The following is a 16,975-nucleotide window of genomic DNA, read 5'->3' as shown; positions in this document are numbered from 1 at the left end:
CCGTCTCGGCGGCTGGGACGGCTACCCATCGTCCAAGCCGCCGGGCCCGATCACCTTCAAAAACGGCCTCGAATACTTCCACGCCGTCTCAGCAGGATGGAGCCTCAGAGATATGTGCATGCCCTAGGCCCGCTAGGGGGACCGTGGCGCTTTGTATCAAAGTTGCACCCATTGTACTCGGAGCGTTGCCGATCATCGCCGCGACGGCAGGTCAACTCGCCTCGCGGCCAGCTGAAAAGATCGGAGAGGTCGAGGAGGTCGGGAGTATCTTCCGCATTCAGGACCAAGCGCTCGCCTTCGAGCGGAACATGCTACTCATCCTTGCGCTTGCCATGTTGATCCTGCTCGCCTCGTTTGTCGTATTCGCTTGGCAGATGGGATCAAAACATCGCTCGGCGGCACTCGCGAACCGGGCGAACATCGCCTATTTCATCCGCTATAGATTTCTCGCGCTCACGATCGGCGGCATCGCCCTGTTGACGACCGGGTTCGTTTTGTTTCCGGACAGACTTGCACAATTCGTCGGATCGTTCGGCGTAATCGCTCTCTTTGCGATGTGCGTGGCCGGTCTCACCACCCACTTTGCACTACTGACGATCAGGTTCAATTTTCCTTTTATACCGGTTGTGTTTGGCGGCTTGTTCGTGGTTGCCTCATTGTTCGGAGGCGATGACCACGGGCTACGCAGCGTGGCCGGAGCAACCGGCCCATCAGAAGACATGCGCACTTCTGCAGTCGAAGCATTTCGGGATTGGCTTCGGCAAAAACCGCGCCTGGCCGAGGCCGAGAGGCTCGGAGAATATCCGGTGTTCATTGTGGCTGCCCAGGGCGGAGGCATCTACGCAGCCAACAATGCGGCGCGCTTTCTTGCCAGGATGCAGGATCTCTGTCCGGCATTTCGGCAGCATCTGTTTGCGATAAGCGGCGTCTCCGGGGGGAGTGTCGGCTCGGCAATCTTTGCAGCTGCGCTTCATGCCGACAAGGCGCCACTTGATACGGTCGCTCCCGACGCAAAGACATGCCCGAAGATCGCCGACTTTCTGGCCGGCGTCGGCCGGGCCGAGGATGTCGATGCCCCCGGGCAGGTGGAACAGCGCGTTGCAAGCATCTTGGAGACTGATTTTCTCTCGCCCTTGGTTGCCGGTTTTCTATTTACCGACTTCACCCAGCTGTTTTCTCCGTTCGCTATCCCAAGTTTTGATCGCGCGCGTTTTCTGGAGTACACGCTGGAGAATGCTGCAGACAGAATGCTCAAGAACCAAAAGGGTGTTGGCGACCAATCCAATCTGCTAAAGGCCGATTTTCAGTCACATTGGACACCTTCCAACAATATGCCGGCGCTGTTGTTGAACACGACGGATGCCGGTAGCGGCAAGCGCGTTGTGATCTCGCCATTCGATATCGACCCGCTCCACGTGAAAGACAAAGACCTCTGTATTCTCTCGATGCTTGATCGTGCCGGCACAGGAGCCGATCAAAGTGTCAAGAGCCACTCGCTGCGGATTCCGCTTAGTGCCGCGGCCTTTACCAGCGCTCGGTTTCCATGGGTGACGCCGGCAGCGACGGTCTCCTTGCGGAACGATTGTATTACCGCCAATCCGCAGGCCCGCCTCGTGGACGGCGGATATGTCGAGAATTCCGGAATAGAGACCGCGCTCGATTTGATTGAGCGGCTCAAGAGCATCAAGGGCACCTCTGACGCGCCAAAATTCCGGATTTATCTGCTGTCGCTGGTGAGCGGTCAGTTTGGAGACCACGGCTCTTTCAAGTTCGGTGAGCTCATGGAGCCGGTGCGCGCGCTCTTGAGCACGCGAACCTCTCGAACCTATGTTGCGCTCGACCACGCGAACAATATCGATCGTCGGCCAACGAGCGATGTAACGCCTAGCGTGCAACGCTTTCCAACGTTCGGTCGAATAGACATCACAGGCTCGTTTTACAACCTGCCGCTTGGTTGGACGCTATCTGAGAAAACCGAAGATATCATTTCGCTAAGCAGCGGCCGCTTTTGGGATTGTGTGCCGAAGGATGACTTCGATCAATCCCGCAAGAAGCAGAGCAACGCGGATTGCTTGCAAGTGAAATTATTTCATCTCTTGAACGGATCCGTCGCATCTGCATTTGAGGCACTTAGGGATGCCAAGCTTGCAAAGGCTGCTTACGCCGATGAGTTGGAGAAGGAATACAGGCCCGCTTCAAAGATCAAGCCGCAGCCGTTACTTGCTTGCTATGAGAGCAAGTGGTTGCAGGAGCGTGGCTATCAGAAATACCAGGATAAAGTCTCTGCGTACGAGCATGAACTGGCGGAATCGATCAAGAATCATGCGCCAGTTCCTGCACCCGTGCCGCCATATCGAAAGAGCTATATGGCGTATTTCCAGGCCGAGCAGGTTAAGGCTTTGCTGCAGGAATGGGACCGCATCGACGAGCGCGATCCACGGATCCTGGCCTATATCCTGGGGGCAATCTCCTACGACAGCGCCGATTTTACACGAAGCAGCGAAGACTTCTCTTACAGCGCGGTCTCTCAACTGCCGCGTAAATGGCGCGACCGAATAGAAAAGAACAATGCCGAGCTTGCGGCCGCGAACAAATCGCCCGTCGGCATGGAGGCGTTGCTCAACCATCCGAAGGAATTGGCCAACTTTGTTCTTGGTTACGAGGGCAACCCGTTCGGAAACCAGGTGGGGACGGACGACGGTTGGCTGTTTCGTCCACGAGGAATGTATCAATTGGTGGGACGCGAGCAATATCAGGAAGCGCAGAACCAAATGCAAGAGATCGGAGAACTGGCCGGGCTTGATCTCCTCACGCTTCCCGATGCACTGCGCGATGCGAAGATCTCAGCCAAGGTCGCCTTCGCTCACTTTCGGCTTCATCCCTATCGGAACCGAACGTTGTTTGAGTTGCTCAAGGATCCCTCGAAGGACTGGATCGCCGTGCGCGCGCTGCAAACCGACATGGAGCATGGCCCAACCGATAGGGAGCGTGTCTATGCAAGAAGCCAGATGTTTCTCGGCTGCATTGAAGAGGCGTTACATCCTACCCAACTCAAGACATTGCAGAGTAAATTTTACGGCAGCGAGTAAACATCCTGATACCGGGCCGCGGGCGGGATGTGACTGAAAGCGTTGTAGATCGGACTTTCGATTGTTTAGTCTTACAGGGGAATTGCTGACGATGGCAAAGGGTGAAATCCGCCGGTCAAAACTTGGTCGGCTGTTTACAAGTCTGTCCGCAGCGGGGCTGATCGTCGCCGTTGCCTTGGGAGCAGGAACAGCCAGGGCCGAGACGCCATCGAAGCCGCTTTCGGCCAACGACGTGTCCATCCTGTTTCCTCCACCGAAAGCGCCAGCAGACCTCGTCAATCTGATCGCGATGTCCGACCTCGCCGGCCCCACTGGGGCTCCGCAGCGGCTTTTGTCCGATGAGGATTTTTCGCGTTTCATTGCAAACGCCGAAAATCCAGAACGCGAAGGCGTGCCGGACTCGGGCACACGCCGCATTCAGCTGCCTGATATCGTGAAAAAGATCGATGCCTGGTTCGTTGCGGGCATCCGGATCGATCCGGGAGCCCCGGGATTATCTACTGATGTCATCGCCCAGTTTGGCCGGCAACCGCAAATCCGCCTGATCATTCAGCCGGTGACCAATGGACCCCAGGGATTGAAGGTCCATGACACTGCCGGTCATCTTATCTTCAGTTTCAACCTCGAGCCTGATTCACCTCTTGATGGTTGTGGGCCATTCCCGCGATTTAAACCTGACGATCAAGCTTTCAAGGCAATCGTTCGTGACGTTGCATCATTGCGTGATCAACTTGCGGCGGGAAAGTTCGGCAATGTCAAGGTCTCGACTACCGGTGACATGAACGTGCACCCGGGCCTTATCGGTGCATCCGCAAAACCGTTTCGTGATGCCCTCAAAGCTTTGCTGGAAAAGCATCTCTCGCCGCAGCGCCTCAACACCATGGCTGTCATGGGGATTTCGCCGCCCGAACCCTGGGTTTTCGTCTCGATGCTGAGGGTCCCGCAGGCCGGGTTGATACCAGTGCCTGGCCCGACGCTCGACGGCCTTCATGCCGCGCAGATGTTTAGCATCGTAGGCCAGACGCACGTGGTCCCGCGGCCTGTCACGAATAACCAGAATCCAACGACGTGTCGCCACGCGGCGCTACAGAATCCTCCTCTGCCGCTTGCCAATCGTAAGGGTGTTTCGACAGCCGATTTCATCGATGCCAAGGTGCCAAATAGCCGCGTACTCGAGATCGTCAATGTCATTGCCGACACGAAGAAGAGTCATTTCTTCAATACGGACTGCGTGAGCTGTCACACCGAAACCGCCCAGTCGCTGGCCAGGAACGTGCAAGGCTTCGCGGTGTCAGGCGTGAACCGAGCCGTTCTACCGAAAGAAGACTGGAATGTTCGCAATTTCGGTTGGTTCCCCTCATTCCTGCATGGTGGCCCAGCGGCCGCGACCATAACGCGACGCGCGGCAGCCGAGACCACCGACGTCGTCACCTTCATCAATAGCCAATTGCTGAACAAGTAATAAGCGCCATCGCTGGCCGGCGCGCTCGCGCGGCGGCAGGCGCATCTGAGATTAAGGAGAATTTTGGGATGGGGGCACGTTCGTTCAACCTTTGGGTGGGTGGCGTGGTGAGGCGGTGGCCTCATGTCGTCGGTCTCTTGTTCGCGATTGTGTTCGTCGTGGCGGCGTCAATAGGGATGGCGTATTTCGTACCGGAGAAGCTTCGCGATGCGGCGCTCAAGGTCAAGAATGACGCAAATCTGGTTGCCCAATTGCTGCCCGCGACGCTGCCCGCCCCATCGAAGATCGATAGCGCATACTGGCTGCCGCAGAACTGGAGTGCGCGGCAGCGTTACTGGTTCCACCACACGTCCCAAGGCACGGCGACTATTCCTGTGTCCTATAGATGGTTCCTGGCTCTAGAACGTCCTGAGTTGTCGGTCCGCTACACGAGCCTGACGGACAACGAGTATCTGCGTCGCCTTGGTTTCATCCCAAGTCCGAGCTCAAAGGACTTTGACGCTAGCTCACCCGCGTACGGCTACCAGGAGGACGCCAAGGGCGCTAGCTCCACTTGGACAGCGAGCATGCCTGACAATGCAAATGGTTTGCCTGTGGGGTTCGCGATCCTGAAAGGGGGCGTCGACCCGACAACGGGAGATTTCTACGAAGATCAGATCGGACTAACCTGCGCCGCCTGTCATACAGGTCATCTCGAGTACAAGAATGTCAGCATTCGCTACGATGGTGGGCCCGCGATGGTCAATCTTGGCGAGGTTGAACGGGTCATTGGGTTATCGATCGGCTATACGCTGATGTTGCCGTGGCGGTTTGAGCGCTTCGCCGACCGGCTGGAAAGCATTGAAGCTCGAAGCGTCGACCGCAAGAAGCTTCGAGGTGATCTGGAGCGCGCACTTCAAAAGATCAAGAAGCAAAAGGCCGCAAACGATAGCCTTTTGACGAGGCAGGGAGTGACGAACCTCGACGAGGGTTTCGGTCGGCTTGATGCCTTGAACCGGATCGGCAACCAGGTCTTCTACACGAATTTTCTCGATCCAGCGAGCGGAGAACTCCCAGATCCGCTCCTGAAGGGCAACTTCGCGCGCAACGACGCTCCTGTGAGTTTTCCGCCAATCTGGGACACGCCGTACTTCCTTTGGGCGCAGTATGACGCCTCTGTTCTCAACGAGCTTGTTCGCAATTCAGGCGAAGCGCTCGGCGTCAGCGCGAAAATCAATATGAGGGCGCCGGCGCCGGGACGGCCGCTATTTGAATCATCCATCCATCTAGCGGACATTGCGCGTTTTGAGGAGCTTTTGCGCGGTACCGATCCCTTCTCGTCGGCTGAGGCAAGCGGCAGGAAATTTAACGGGCTTGTCGCGCCACGATGGAAGGATGCGCAGGACAGGTTCCGAGGCGACCCGGCCTGGGCCATTGACGAGAAACTCGTTGAGAAAGGTCGCGATCTTTATCGCTCGCACTGCTTTGAATGCCACCGAGGGCCCGTCAACGATCCCGCATTCGAAGCAAAGTGGCCGGAAGATTCGTTCTGGAAGCCGGAGAACCCAGATCGCTCTGCCAAGGGCGAGAAGAATTGGGTGGAGATCGGCGGACGCCACTATTTCAACGTCGCTCAGCTGCCGGTGAACGCGATCGGCACTGATCGCCAACAATCCAATGTCCTGACAACTCGGCGTGTTCACTTACCTGCCTCACTCGGCCTCAATCCGATCGATGACCTGAACAAAGCCTGGGGATGCGGCCTTCCGGCCGATGCGGCGCCAAACCCCTTATTTGTGCTCGCGCTGATGGATGTCGTGGGCAAGACGATCGATCAATGGAACCTCGCGAACAACTCCTCCGAAAACACCAAGCAGCAGATGTGGGGGCCGAGGAAGAATTGCCAAAACCCGCGAGCATACGTTGGGGCGCGGGTGCGCCGTAACAGCAAGGACGAAGATGTCCTTGCCCTTGAACCTCAATACCGGGCGCGTCCGTTGGACGGCGTCTGGGCAACGGCTCCGTATCTGCACAACGGATCCGTGCCGACGCTGAAGGACATGTTATTGCCGCAGGGTCGGCGGCCGAGCTCTTTCTGCGTGGGCAGCCGCAAATTCGATCCTGTTGACGTCGGGCTCGTTGCGAAAGTACGAGCGAACGACGCCTGCGCGGCCGGGCTGACGGACTTCAACGTATCTTTGCTTGGGAATAGCAATCGCGGGCATTCTTTTGAGGGCAAGGAAACGGACGTAACGAAGCTGCCGCCTGGGGTCATCGGGCCAGAATTAACCGACGCCGAACGGCGGGCGCTTCTAGAGTATTTGAAGACGCTATAAGGAGGCCGTCACGCTGGAAGCTCGGCGCTCGTCGCCCTACGGCAGAACCAAGTCGATTTTCTTGGGAACGCTTCGTAAACTTATCCTTGAGGACATGTCACTCAAGGTCCTGCGGGGGAGTAGCCGGAATTCCCTTCGAGGATCGGATGACGGCGGCGGTCCTTGATTCGATTGCGCGTCATGCCGGGGCGCGCCGGGCTTGGCTGATCAATTCGGTCAGAAGGCTGAACTCTGGCCAGGATTAGAGCCTTAATCAGGAGTAGAGCCGTGATCTTCTTCGGTGCTGCTAACTGAGGAGGCGCTCCCGCGCTCGAGCTGGGTGCAGAGTGCGCAGAAATCTACTCAGAACGTGAACTGGATGGCGCGCGCGGACTAGTCTAGCGTCATCGACAGAGCTTGTCGGGTTCACGGCATCGAATAAGTCGCCGATCATTGATGATGCGCCACGAGCTGACATGTTCAACCACGAGGCCCAGCTTAGCGCGGACAAGACCATCAGGCTATCGAACGACTTACCCGAGTATGTCGGTAATCTTCGCTAAAGACACCGGACTTGATGACGCGCGACGTTCTTCATTGTATGATCATGCAACCTTAAGTGAAGATGTTTAAGAGCCATTTCCATCGCCGTTCACATTGGCAGTTGATAGTATTTATGTCGTGAAATTCGCCGTGCTGTGCAGTCATTGCACCGCTCCATTGGAGGAGACCTTCTATGCTCAACTCCGAAACCACCGCCTGTCTCCGTCGAATTCTGGATGAAGTGTGCAAGGGGCTGTCGCGTGAGGAGACCGGCATCCGAGCGCACGTCGCTTCCAAAATTCTAGAAGCCGCCTCTCGCGGCGAGACGTCCGTCGAAGTTCTCAGGCAAGTTGGGCAGAACGCCTTGACCAGTGCTCCCTCGATGTGGCTACAGCAAGGCTCTCGTCGATCTTCATCCGAAAGTAGCGGTGCCGGCGAACCTACCGGCCCAACCAAACAGGATTAAGCACGCCGATCCGAATCCATCAGCAAAGCGCCCGCGAACTGAAACCATTCAGGGAGCGCGCTGTCGTGGAAGCTGACCCGGAACGGCTAAGCGCGCGAAACGGCATTTGTCGTAAACGGAATCAATTCAGGGTTGGCCAGCGGATCTCGCGAAGCGGGATCATAGTGGCATCCGGCGATTGACCAAGCACCCGCAAAGAACCTGGGCGATTTGGTGGGCAGAGACGGCGACCAGCGCAAGTTCGAGTAAACTATTCTAGCTGGTGGGACGAAAGCGCGCCGGAGGCTCAAGGAAAAATATCAAGCCTTGCGATGTCGCGTTGACGGATTAGAACCATTGAGCAACTGTCGCGAACTGTCACTCCGGCCGGTCGAGATCCTCCGGCTGCTACATGCCGCGCGGTGCTGACTTCGGATCGGATCGCGCGGAGAGTGCTGGAAACTCGCTGGATCTTCGGGAGCGGGCCCTGCACGAAGGCTCGTTGTGATCGGGCGCAAGGGGGCGACGTGATAAAACACGTTGCGCCTGACCTGATCGGCGAGCCAACCCGGAGCAAGCGAACGGAAAGGGCGAGAAGACCGGCAAAGCGTCGGCTGCTTGCATCGCAGATCCTGCTGGGCGCCGGCGATCAAGTTCAGACTTCGCTCTTCGTTTGTCGCATAGCTTGCGCCATCTAGCAGCTCTTACAAGCGGCTTCTCTACACAAGCAAGCAAGCTTAACGGAGTTTACTGCGGCCTGTGACGAATCTCAGGTTCTTGAAAAGTATCTTTGTTGCGGCGATGCGCATCTTGCATGATGGCTCGTTCGCGTTGGCGCGTTGTTGCGCAGCTGGTGCATTCTTTCATCGTCTTCTCTGAAATCCCGCATTTTTGGTGCGTGTGTGATCATGTTCACGCGCCTTAAGGCCATTAGACGAAAGCAGGGCGATCTTAGGAAGTTGGATCCTGGCTCATGATCTTAGATCAGGCGCTGCCTTCAGCCTCGTGCTGCCGATAGGGGCAAAAATAGCCTGACAGTACTTGCGGCTGGCAATGTGAGAGCGCGAAGTCGCTGCATTGTCTCGGCGGCGCACGGTATTCCTCCGGGGGCCGCGCTCTGTCTCTATTTTGTGCGGTCAACTGCCAGGAAGCTAAAACAAGCTGCGCGCCGTAAGGAAAATCTACGCCTCCGGACAGAGCCAGGTACGTAGGTCACAGCCCTGACGACCTGCATTCGGTGACACGCGCAGATTTCGCAAATCGAGGGATTGAGTCCGTTGTTTAGCTGCAATGGGAGTTGCAGCGTTCACATTTTGCGCGACTTTCCTGCTCGGCAAGAAGAACAACCCAATCAACCAGCCGATGAAAAGACGACGCGCATTGGACAACTCCAAGTCGCGAGGAAGTGATTGCGGACTCGTTGGGGTTGTTGTAGATATAATATACGCCTTAAGATAGAATTAGCTTACCGAGGCGAGGCGTCCTGTCGTATCCGCTTCGCGAGCGCAGGCCGCGAACGAGTTCAATTCTTGGCGGATGAGGCCATGCCGGTCGCGTGAGGTGACGACGCAATTGTCCTTCGCAGATTTTTCAAGCACGAGTTCTGAGACGAGGCGAACGTTACGCAAGCTCGAAAAGAAAGCTGGTTTCGTTTCATGGACTGGACATGGATTGCGTCTATGATCTGCACTGTTGATCAGGCAGCAAATCGATCTGGTGGCCCGATATGCGAGTGTCCTTCGATGGGAACGGCACTGGACGCATCGGCGCGCAGAGGGAGTGAGATCCTAAGATGCTGGTGGTGTGTATCAAAAATCAGCCGCCTAATTGTGGGGAGTGATGACCCACGCTCAGACAATTCGGATCCGTGTCCTCAAGACCGCCTTGGCGGGATTGTCGCCAGGCACGACCACCAAACACGGGGCTTGTTTAGACATCCACGGAGAGAGGCGCCGACATGAGTGGCACAATGACTGTTGATAACGTCATCCCGCGAGCAGACATCGTCAAGCACGCGGACCGGCTTGGTGCCGAAATCAAGAATATTACGCTGTCGGAGGATTTGCCAGACGAGGTCATCGTAGCCTTCTACCGGCTGCTGCTAGAGCATAAGGTCATCTTCTTCCGTGATCAGGGAGATTTCGATGATGCCCAGCAACAGCGTTTTTTGCTTCGGCTCGGCTCACTGATACCGAATCCCGCCATGGTCGACACAAGGGGAGGTTTAATAGTTGGGAAGACGGTGCCTGATCGCGCCCGCAGTCATATCGACCAGGTGAAGGATGAGGTCGTCTTCAGTGCCGGCCGCGCAACAACTTCAGTGCTGCGGGATGCATCGATCCTGCCTTTTCGCGGGGACATCGCTTGGTCGAGCACGGCGGCAGCTTATCTTGATCTTCCCGATCCCCTGCGGATGCTTGCAGATAACCTCTGGGCTGTGAGCTTCGTCGCATCCGATCTCACTCCGACAGAGGGGGCCACCGAATCCAACAAGCGGCCATGGGGCGGCGTATCCACCGGAACGATCTACGAAACGACACATCCGGTCGTTCGTGTTCATCCCGAGACCGGCGAACGTATGCTCTGGCTCGGACGCTCCGTGCAGAACTTCGTCGGTCTGCAGCGCTATCCTAGTCAAAGACTGCTTGAGCGGCTGCAGTCGTATCTTGTCGCGCCGCGGAATACGGTGCGCTGGAACGGGAAATCAGGCGACATCGTAATCTGGGACAATCGCGCGACTGAGCCGTACCTCGCCAACAAAATCGGCAGTCCTCATTGGGCGATGGAGCAGCGTGCGATTGACGCCGGCGTACCGCACGTGAAGCGGCCGAAATCAAGGGCTGCAAAGGCTGCCTGAGATTGTCTGCACCTCCGGATGTCGTAAGACGCCTGTGACCCAAGACCAAGTTGCGGCGCTGCGACGTCGAGCGGAGCCCCGCTTCTTATTTCCCCGGGACCGGCTAACGGGCGCAGCTGCCGCCTCCTCGACTTCTTCCAGGCCCAACTGCATTTCATCTTCAGGCATCGCTCTCTCGCCGGCCAAACCGATGCCGCTGCATTTTTGATGATCTGATACAGCCGTTGGCTCTCGCTTACCGAGCGGCATCGCCCTCATCGTCTCGGAAAGTAAGTCCGGGTGTTGCTCACTACCAATTCAGCATATTCGCCCATCCGGCGACGCATCCGATGATTTTGATTCACATCGCGCAGGGCCGGCAGAAACTATCCCGGTCGCGTTCGTGCCGGCGTCTTACGTGTCTCCAAGAACAAGCTGCCAGTCGAGATTCTCAGCAGCGTCTACAATTACCTCTCGGCAAGCGCATCGCACCATGCTCGACCTTCGGCCAGCGGAAGATACCATCCTCGAGCACCAGCTTGATCTCCGCCCGACAGCTCTGGAGAACGGGTCTGCTCCCATGCTCTTGCGCAACAGGCCAGGGTAGCAAGTCCTTCATGCCATTGCGGAAGTCTCTTTGTTGGGCCTTGCGATCCCGAACCGCACCCGACACTCCGACCACAATTCCAAACAGACTCTTCGGAAACCTCAGGCTTGAGCGGTTGTCCGTAGGTTTACGCGAGCGGCGCAAGCGTTCATTTTTCGAGGATACTCACATTATATAATACGCCGCTCCGGGGGGAGCGGGGCGCTAAGCGGAACCGTGCTGGCGCGGCATCGGCTGGGGCGGGCGATGGCAATTGGCGGCCCTAGATCGAAGGGAGCACGTGGCCGCTCCGTTTCGCCTGCTCCCGTCGTTAGCTGAAACATGGCTCTCTCGACAATTACGTCCTGTTCCGGCGAAGCCGTGCCGGCTTGCGTCCTCTGGACATCGGCTTGGGGGGCATTGCACCCTTGGGCGGCTCAGTGAACAATTCGGACAAGTGAATACCCAACGTCGCGGCGATACGGTCCAGGAGATCAACAGTCGGGTTCTCTTTTTTCTGCTCAATGCGCCCCATATATGAGCGGTCGATGCCGGCATCATAGGCCAACAGCTCCTGCGGAATGCCGCGCTCTACGCGGATCCGGCGCACATTCCAAGCCACAAGCGCACGAGCGTTCATGCGCAAAGGCAGCCATTCCGATGATTATGAAACCACTGGTTATAGCCAGACTATTACGATAAGCTCGCACCCAAGCGGTGGCGGTTCTCCCGAATCGCTTCGAGGAATCAGGTAACGGTGAGATGCAGACGCCGTTAGCGCGTGCGTCTTCTCGTCGACCATCAAAAGCGTTCTCGAGGGCCAATAGCTTGCCACTAGGGGCAGAGGAGGAAGTCGGGCTCAGAGGTTACCTGCGGCGTTTTCCCCAGGACCGCGACTAGACAGGACGAGCGTTCAGCCGGGGCACGAAAAGGTAACAGATATTCTCCAGTTGACACGTTCTGGCCATGCCTTTCACGAGTGCGAGCGGGCCACTCACCATGGGCCGCCAAGCCATTCCGCCAGGAGCAGCAAGGACAACCTAGTTACAGGGCAAAACTGCAGTCACTTCGAGTATGGACTGCGATGAGGGAAAGCGCAGGATGGAGCCACCAGGTCACTGTGGGCCGATATGCGATTGCCATCTTGGCGCGAAAGGGAGGTTGGCGTGCGACAATTGGGTAGGTATCAAAACAACCTCAAACTAGTTATCGTTGCTCTGATTTCGATAGATTTTTCAGCTTGGTAGGAGTTTTAGGTAGTGCCAGGCGAGCCGAAGATCGCAGAATTGGCGCCCAGCGTGGACGAGCTCACGTCATATGACAAGGAGCACGCTGTTGCCTACATGCGACTTCTTGATGCGGACGCTGACAAGGCAGATTGGCGCGAAATCGCGCGCATTGTGCTTGGGCTCGACCCGACCGTTGAACCGGATCGCACGCGACGCACGTTCGAAAGTCATCTGGCTCGGGCCAAGTGGCTTGCGGGCCACGGTTATCGCGATCTGCTAGGTGGCGGTTGGCCAAAACAATGAACAGAGCGGATATGAGGATCGCCGGAATTCCTAGCAATCGCAAAAGTTGATAATTCCATCGATTAAGTACGTGCGCGATGCGCACACGTACGCAAGCAGCCGGAAAGCGCCACAATCATCGGCTGCATTTCACCGCGGTGAAGATTTTGCGGGAAAGATGCGATGCCGGACACTGACTGGAGATCTGAGGAAGCGTACAGCGGCCTCGAGAAGGCAGATGTTGCTGACCTGGCATGGGAGTGGCTGCGCCGGGATCGCGACTACCAAGAGGAATATGAGCGGTTATCTCGCCGCGAACGTTCAAGCGCAGCGGCGGGCGAGTTCCGACGCAAGTGGGGGCTCTCGTTTTCCTGCTGATGCGCAAAAGACCTTCGACAAGCAAGCGGTCTTCTGGGCACCCGAGGTGCTGTCGACCGTGCTGACTGTGCGGGCGGCCAGCTACATTGCGTCCGAAAGCTGCCAGCTCGATTTCGAGAATCTGCCAGGCAGCGAGCTTCGTCGTGCGCCGGATGGATGGCATGCGATCGTGCCACTCGGGGGCGCGAGGCATCGCCTTTGGCTACGCGAGCTTCCGGCGAGTGGATCTGTTGTCCTCGTTGATCTGCCGCTCGACGTGAATTTCGAGCTTCGCTTGGGGGCCGCGCGTCGGCTTTGGCTCGCCCTCGAGCGTCGGCCGCTCGGAATGCCTCCTCTTGCTTTCCCTACTTTGAAGCAGCGTCGGCTGATTCTTGCGGTACGCGCAGTGGATGGATGGCAGCAAGGAAATAGCTATCGCCAAATCGCGCAAGGTCTTTTTGGAAGTCATCGTATCGCCGAGCGCGGCTGGAAGACAGACGATCTGCGCAGCCGAACCATTCGGCTTGTTAAGCTGGGGCGGCGACTCATGCGCCTTCGCTGCCGAGCATTGTTCGAGAAAGGCATCGGCAGGGATGACAGTTCATGAGTTGAGGCGCGACAAATGGCATCGTCTCTGTCTGTGCAACGAATTCTACTTCTGGCATCGCTCGATTGGCTGTAGGATGAGGTGTTTGCGTTCCGATCTATCACTCCGTCCTCTGTCGTCGGGGTCAGTGCAACAGAGACATTATCTTCGCCGGAAGACTCTGACCGTTTTGCTCGGATAGTCCCTCAGGTTGAGTGCTCTTCTGGATTGAGGCGGTACAACGAACTCTGGCAGACTGATTGAGACATCCAGAGAGACATTTCAGGTATGCTGCGCTAACACCGCCTTCTTGCAAAGGCGGGCAACCCACCGGCAAAAAGAACGAGCGATCTCGGGATTCTCGCTGCGATCCACCGCATACGCCCGATACTGCATGCCACTTTGAGCGCGCGAGCCGGGTATGATTTGCAAAGCGCCACCTCGCACCAGATCACTGACGATGATTTCTGGTGCGACAAGAAGGCATTTTCCTGTCATGATGCCGGCAGAGCAAGATAATTGTGATCGTAACGCGCGCCCGGTCGTATATCGTTTGAGGACATGTTCATCGCCCTCAGCCACGTCGGCAAGATGTCAGGACGTGATGTGATGTTCACTATCGGCGTTGACCGAACAATCGAAAACTCTCTGCCTGCGACTAGATTTGGCGGGCCCACGCACACCAGCTCCTCATTGTAGATCTCCCAACTGTCGGCGGGTTCGACGACGGAAAGATCGCGTGTAATCAAAATATCGAAATCATCCGAAGATGCCGGCGGCGAGAGCGAGCTCACGACGTCCACGATAACGTCGCCCACTTCAGAAGAGAACGTCTGCAGATTTGGAATCAGAAATGAGGAAGCAAAGGTCGATAGTGACGTACGGACGACAATCCGATTGGTTCCTACGTCCGCGCGGCGTCGCATTCTCTTCGCGGTGAAGCCGACCGTTTCGAGTGGTTCAGAGACTGCGTTTGCGAATAGCCTCCCGAACTCGGTTAAATCACTGCGCCGTCCACGCCGCTCGATCAGGTCAGCACCCAGATAGTCCCGCAGGACGGACAAATAGCGGCTGACTGAGCTCTGTGTTGTTCTCAAAGTGGTGGCGGCGCGCGTGACGCTGCCTTCGCGGGCGACGGTCACAAAAGCGCGGATGGCGTTTAAAGGAACTTCGTCGTCTTGAGCCGCCACTGTCTGCTCCGGCGCCAGAATGAACATCCATCACATTACTCGATGTCCATAGGGGGATTCTCGCGTATAAAGGGTAGGCTGTGCATAAAATCCACGTCGCGCCATTGATACTGGGTCAGTACCGCAGAAGATCTGCGCCGACAGCTCGGTGCTGTAATGGGGCTATGTCCTTTTGCGGCGTGCCGGCTTCGGCTTGCGACCTTTAGGTAAGGTAGCGGGTGGCGGCGCCCCCTTGGTTGGCCGAACAAACAGCTCAGAGACAGCAACGCCGAGCGTCTCGGCAAGCCGATCGAGAAGATCGATTGTAGGGTTCGCCTGTTGGCGCTCTAGTCCGCTCATGTAGGAGCGATCAACACCTGCATCGTAGGCCAATTGCTCCTGCGGAATACCGCGCTGGACGCGGATCCGGCGCACATTGTAGGCCACAAGCGCACGAGCTCTCATGCGCGAAAGCAGCCATTTCGATGGTCATCAAACCACTGGCTATAACCTACATAAAAACATCACCGGATTGGAAGGTTTTGGATCGATTATTCGATGCGTGCCACCGTATCGCCTTTCCCGGACGCTACTTGAGCGGCCCGTACAAGCGCCGGCATGTCGACCGTCTTTCAATTCGCGGCGGCGCATGTTTTCCGGGCGCTGGCCGAAGCTCACCCGAACTGCTGCCTCGGCAGCGGTTCGATTCCGCTGCCCAACTCGCACGAACGGGCTCGAGGCAAGCAAAGATGCTGACTTAGCGAGGCGATGCTCCTCCATGGATCGAAATGGAGTTGCAGCTCCGATGAAATGAGCCGGCGCAAACTACGCGATCGCAGCGACAGCCGTTCAGCCAAGGTTATAGTGGTCTTTATCCCTGGATCGGCGCAGACAGCGCGTTTTAGGGACCCCAACCTCGTTCATTCTCTGGACTCAGAGAATTTCGTCTACCGATACAACATCGTTGTGGACGTTCCGCACGCCGCCATCAGCCATGATACGGAATTCTAGGCTCTCCCGTCCGCTCAAGAGGCACGACGGCGAACTCTCTTAGCTGAGGCTCAAGGAACGCGCGCCGGTCGGGTTATCAAGTATAACCACCAGTTCAAATTAAACGTGGGTATGGCAAGTCGTAACCTACTTTGGCAGCAGCCATTGACTGCACAAGAGCGGGGTCCAGAGAGCAAAGTCTCGCAGTGTCGACTTGGAACGCGCAGGCGATACCGCGAGGGCAAGCGGCGAGACGTCGCGAATTGGATCCGCCACTATCAAGTCGAACAGATGGCCACGCGTATCGTTACCCATGATCTACGAGCCCGAACGAATTGGGATTCGGCGCGCGGTTGAGACTAGCTGAGAGGTTTCGGCTTGGCCGTTGTCCGGACCATTAGAATGCCGCGGGCCAGCATACCCCAAGGTCACTCAGGTGAGAGACTTCGACGTTGTCCAGCGGTGCCAAGAGCGACGAGGGTGGCAGGAAAGAGTTGTTGCAGAACGCGGAGAGCAGCGCAGACGCGACTGGCGCCATGGAAAGAATCCGATGCTGCTCCTGCTAGCCGCCATGCTAGCGAAACTAGGGGATGGCTCGGCGATCGGGTAGTGAAACCCTGAAAGCGCTGTTTCTGGCAGATGCCGCAAGCCTCTGTGTCGCTGGCCACCTCTGCTCCCGTGAGGGCCAAGCCGCTCGCGGTGCGATCGTGTCCCTGGGCGTGGTGTAACTGGCGGTGGGTCACCGCGTTCGCCGGCATGGGCCGGATCGGTCAGCTGGCGATTGCCGGGAAGCTGACGGCGGGATCATCGCCCAACGGGGCGATCGTTTCCAGTGTCATGTAGCGGCCGCGCTGAACCGCCCACTCGTCGTTCTGTTCAAGCAGGATGGCACCGACCAGGCGGGTGATGGCATCCTCATTGGGGAAGATACCGACCACTTCGGTTCGCCGCTTGATCTCGCCGTTGACGCGTTCGAGCGGGGTGCCAACGTTCCCGCTGCGGTGTTCTACATCGTGGCGTATGGTGCGACCATCGGGACAGAGGCACCGGGAGCACGAAGTGCGGGCAGGCCGATGTTATTCGATGAGCCGAGAGCTCGAGTTAGTA

The 16,975-nt window shown here is 57.2% G+C and carries 9 protein-coding genes and 2 pseudogenes; 7 read left to right on the top strand and 4 right to left on the bottom strand.

Annotated features, from left to right (window positions below):
• Positions 1-143 precede the first annotated feature (143 nt).
• From I6F09_RS36475 to I6F09_RS36455, 4 genes are all read left to right on the top strand, one after another.
• Positions 144-3,089 (top strand): hypothetical protein, encoded by a 2,946-nt coding sequence (locus tag I6F09_RS36475; protein ID WP_225190164.1) that lies wholly within the window; start codon positions 144-146, stop codon positions 3,087-3,089.
• A gap of 91 nt (positions 3,090-3,180) precedes the next feature.
• Entirely contained in the window at positions 3,181-4,551 is a 1,371-nt protein-coding gene (locus I6F09_RS36470) for a hypothetical protein (protein WP_225129980.1), read from the top strand.
• A 68-nt stretch (positions 4,552-4,619) separates the two neighbouring features.
• Positions 4,620-6,866, top strand: a complete 2,247-nt coding sequence (locus tag I6F09_RS36465; RefSeq protein ID WP_225190163.1) for a di-heme-cytochrome C peroxidase — start codon at positions 4,620-4,622, stop codon at positions 6,864-6,866.
• 2,936 nt (positions 6,867-9,802) lie between these two features.
• Positions 9,803-10,690, top strand: coding sequence for a TauD/TfdA family dioxygenase (locus tag I6F09_RS36455; protein WP_225190162.1), 888 nt, complete (start codon positions 9,803-9,805; stop codon positions 10,688-10,690).
• 923 nt (positions 10,691-11,613) lie between these two features.
• Here the strand turns inward: I6F09_RS36455 and I6F09_RS36450 are convergent.
• A complete protein-coding gene (locus I6F09_RS36450; RefSeq protein WP_225190161.1) occupies positions 11,614-11,895 on the bottom strand; it encodes a helix-turn-helix transcriptional regulator in 282 nt (93 codons plus the stop codon).
• Positions 11,896-12,553: 658 nt separating this feature from the next.
• Between I6F09_RS36450 and I6F09_RS36445 the strand changes: the two genes are divergently transcribed.
• From I6F09_RS36445 to I6F09_RS36435, 3 genes are all read left to right on the top strand, one after another.
• Positions 12,554-12,787, top strand: a complete 234-nt coding sequence (locus I6F09_RS36445; protein ID WP_345944132.1) for a DUF2285 domain-containing protein — start codon at positions 12,554-12,556, stop codon at positions 12,785-12,787.
• Between the two features lie 162 nt (positions 12,788-12,949).
• Positions 12,950-13,144 carry a DUF6499 domain-containing protein gene (locus I6F09_RS36440; RefSeq protein ID WP_225129970.1) on the top strand — a complete coding sequence of 65 codons (195 nt, stop codon included), beginning with the start codon at positions 12,950-12,952 and terminating at the stop codon, positions 13,142-13,144.
• The gene (locus tag I6F09_RS36435) at positions 13,062-13,730 is read left to right on the top strand and encodes a DUF2285 domain-containing protein (RefSeq protein WP_225190160.1); all 669 of its coding nucleotides are present in this window, start codon (positions 13,062-13,064) and stop codon (positions 13,728-13,730) included. The genes I6F09_RS36440 and I6F09_RS36435 overlap by 83 nt, the downstream gene beginning before the upstream one ends.
• Before the next feature lie 261 nt (positions 13,731-13,991).
• Here the strand turns inward: I6F09_RS36435 and I6F09_RS36430 are convergent.
• The 3 genes and pseudogenes from I6F09_RS36430 to I6F09_RS36420 form a co-directional block, all read right to left on the bottom strand.
• Positions 13,992-14,926 (bottom strand): annotated as a pseudogene (locus I6F09_RS36430) (LysR family transcriptional regulator).
• A 135-nt stretch (positions 14,927-15,061) separates the two neighbouring features.
• Positions 15,062-15,343, bottom strand: coding sequence for a helix-turn-helix transcriptional regulator (locus I6F09_RS36425; protein WP_225129964.1), 282 nt, complete (start codon positions 15,341-15,343; stop codon positions 15,062-15,064).
• A gap of 1,295 nt (positions 15,344-16,638) precedes the next feature.
• Positions 16,639-16,848 (bottom strand): annotated as a pseudogene (locus I6F09_RS36420) (transposase); the annotation flags it as partial.
• Positions 16,849-16,975: the final 127 nt, after the last annotated feature.

This window comes from Bradyrhizobium sp. IC3195 (genome assembly GCF_020193585.1).
Classification (GTDB): Bacteria; Pseudomonadota; Alphaproteobacteria; order Rhizobiales; family Xanthobacteraceae; genus Bradyrhizobium; species Bradyrhizobium yuanmingense.
Note: the sequence above shows the minus strand (reverse complement) of the source record. Positions and strands in the feature narration are given on the sequence as shown.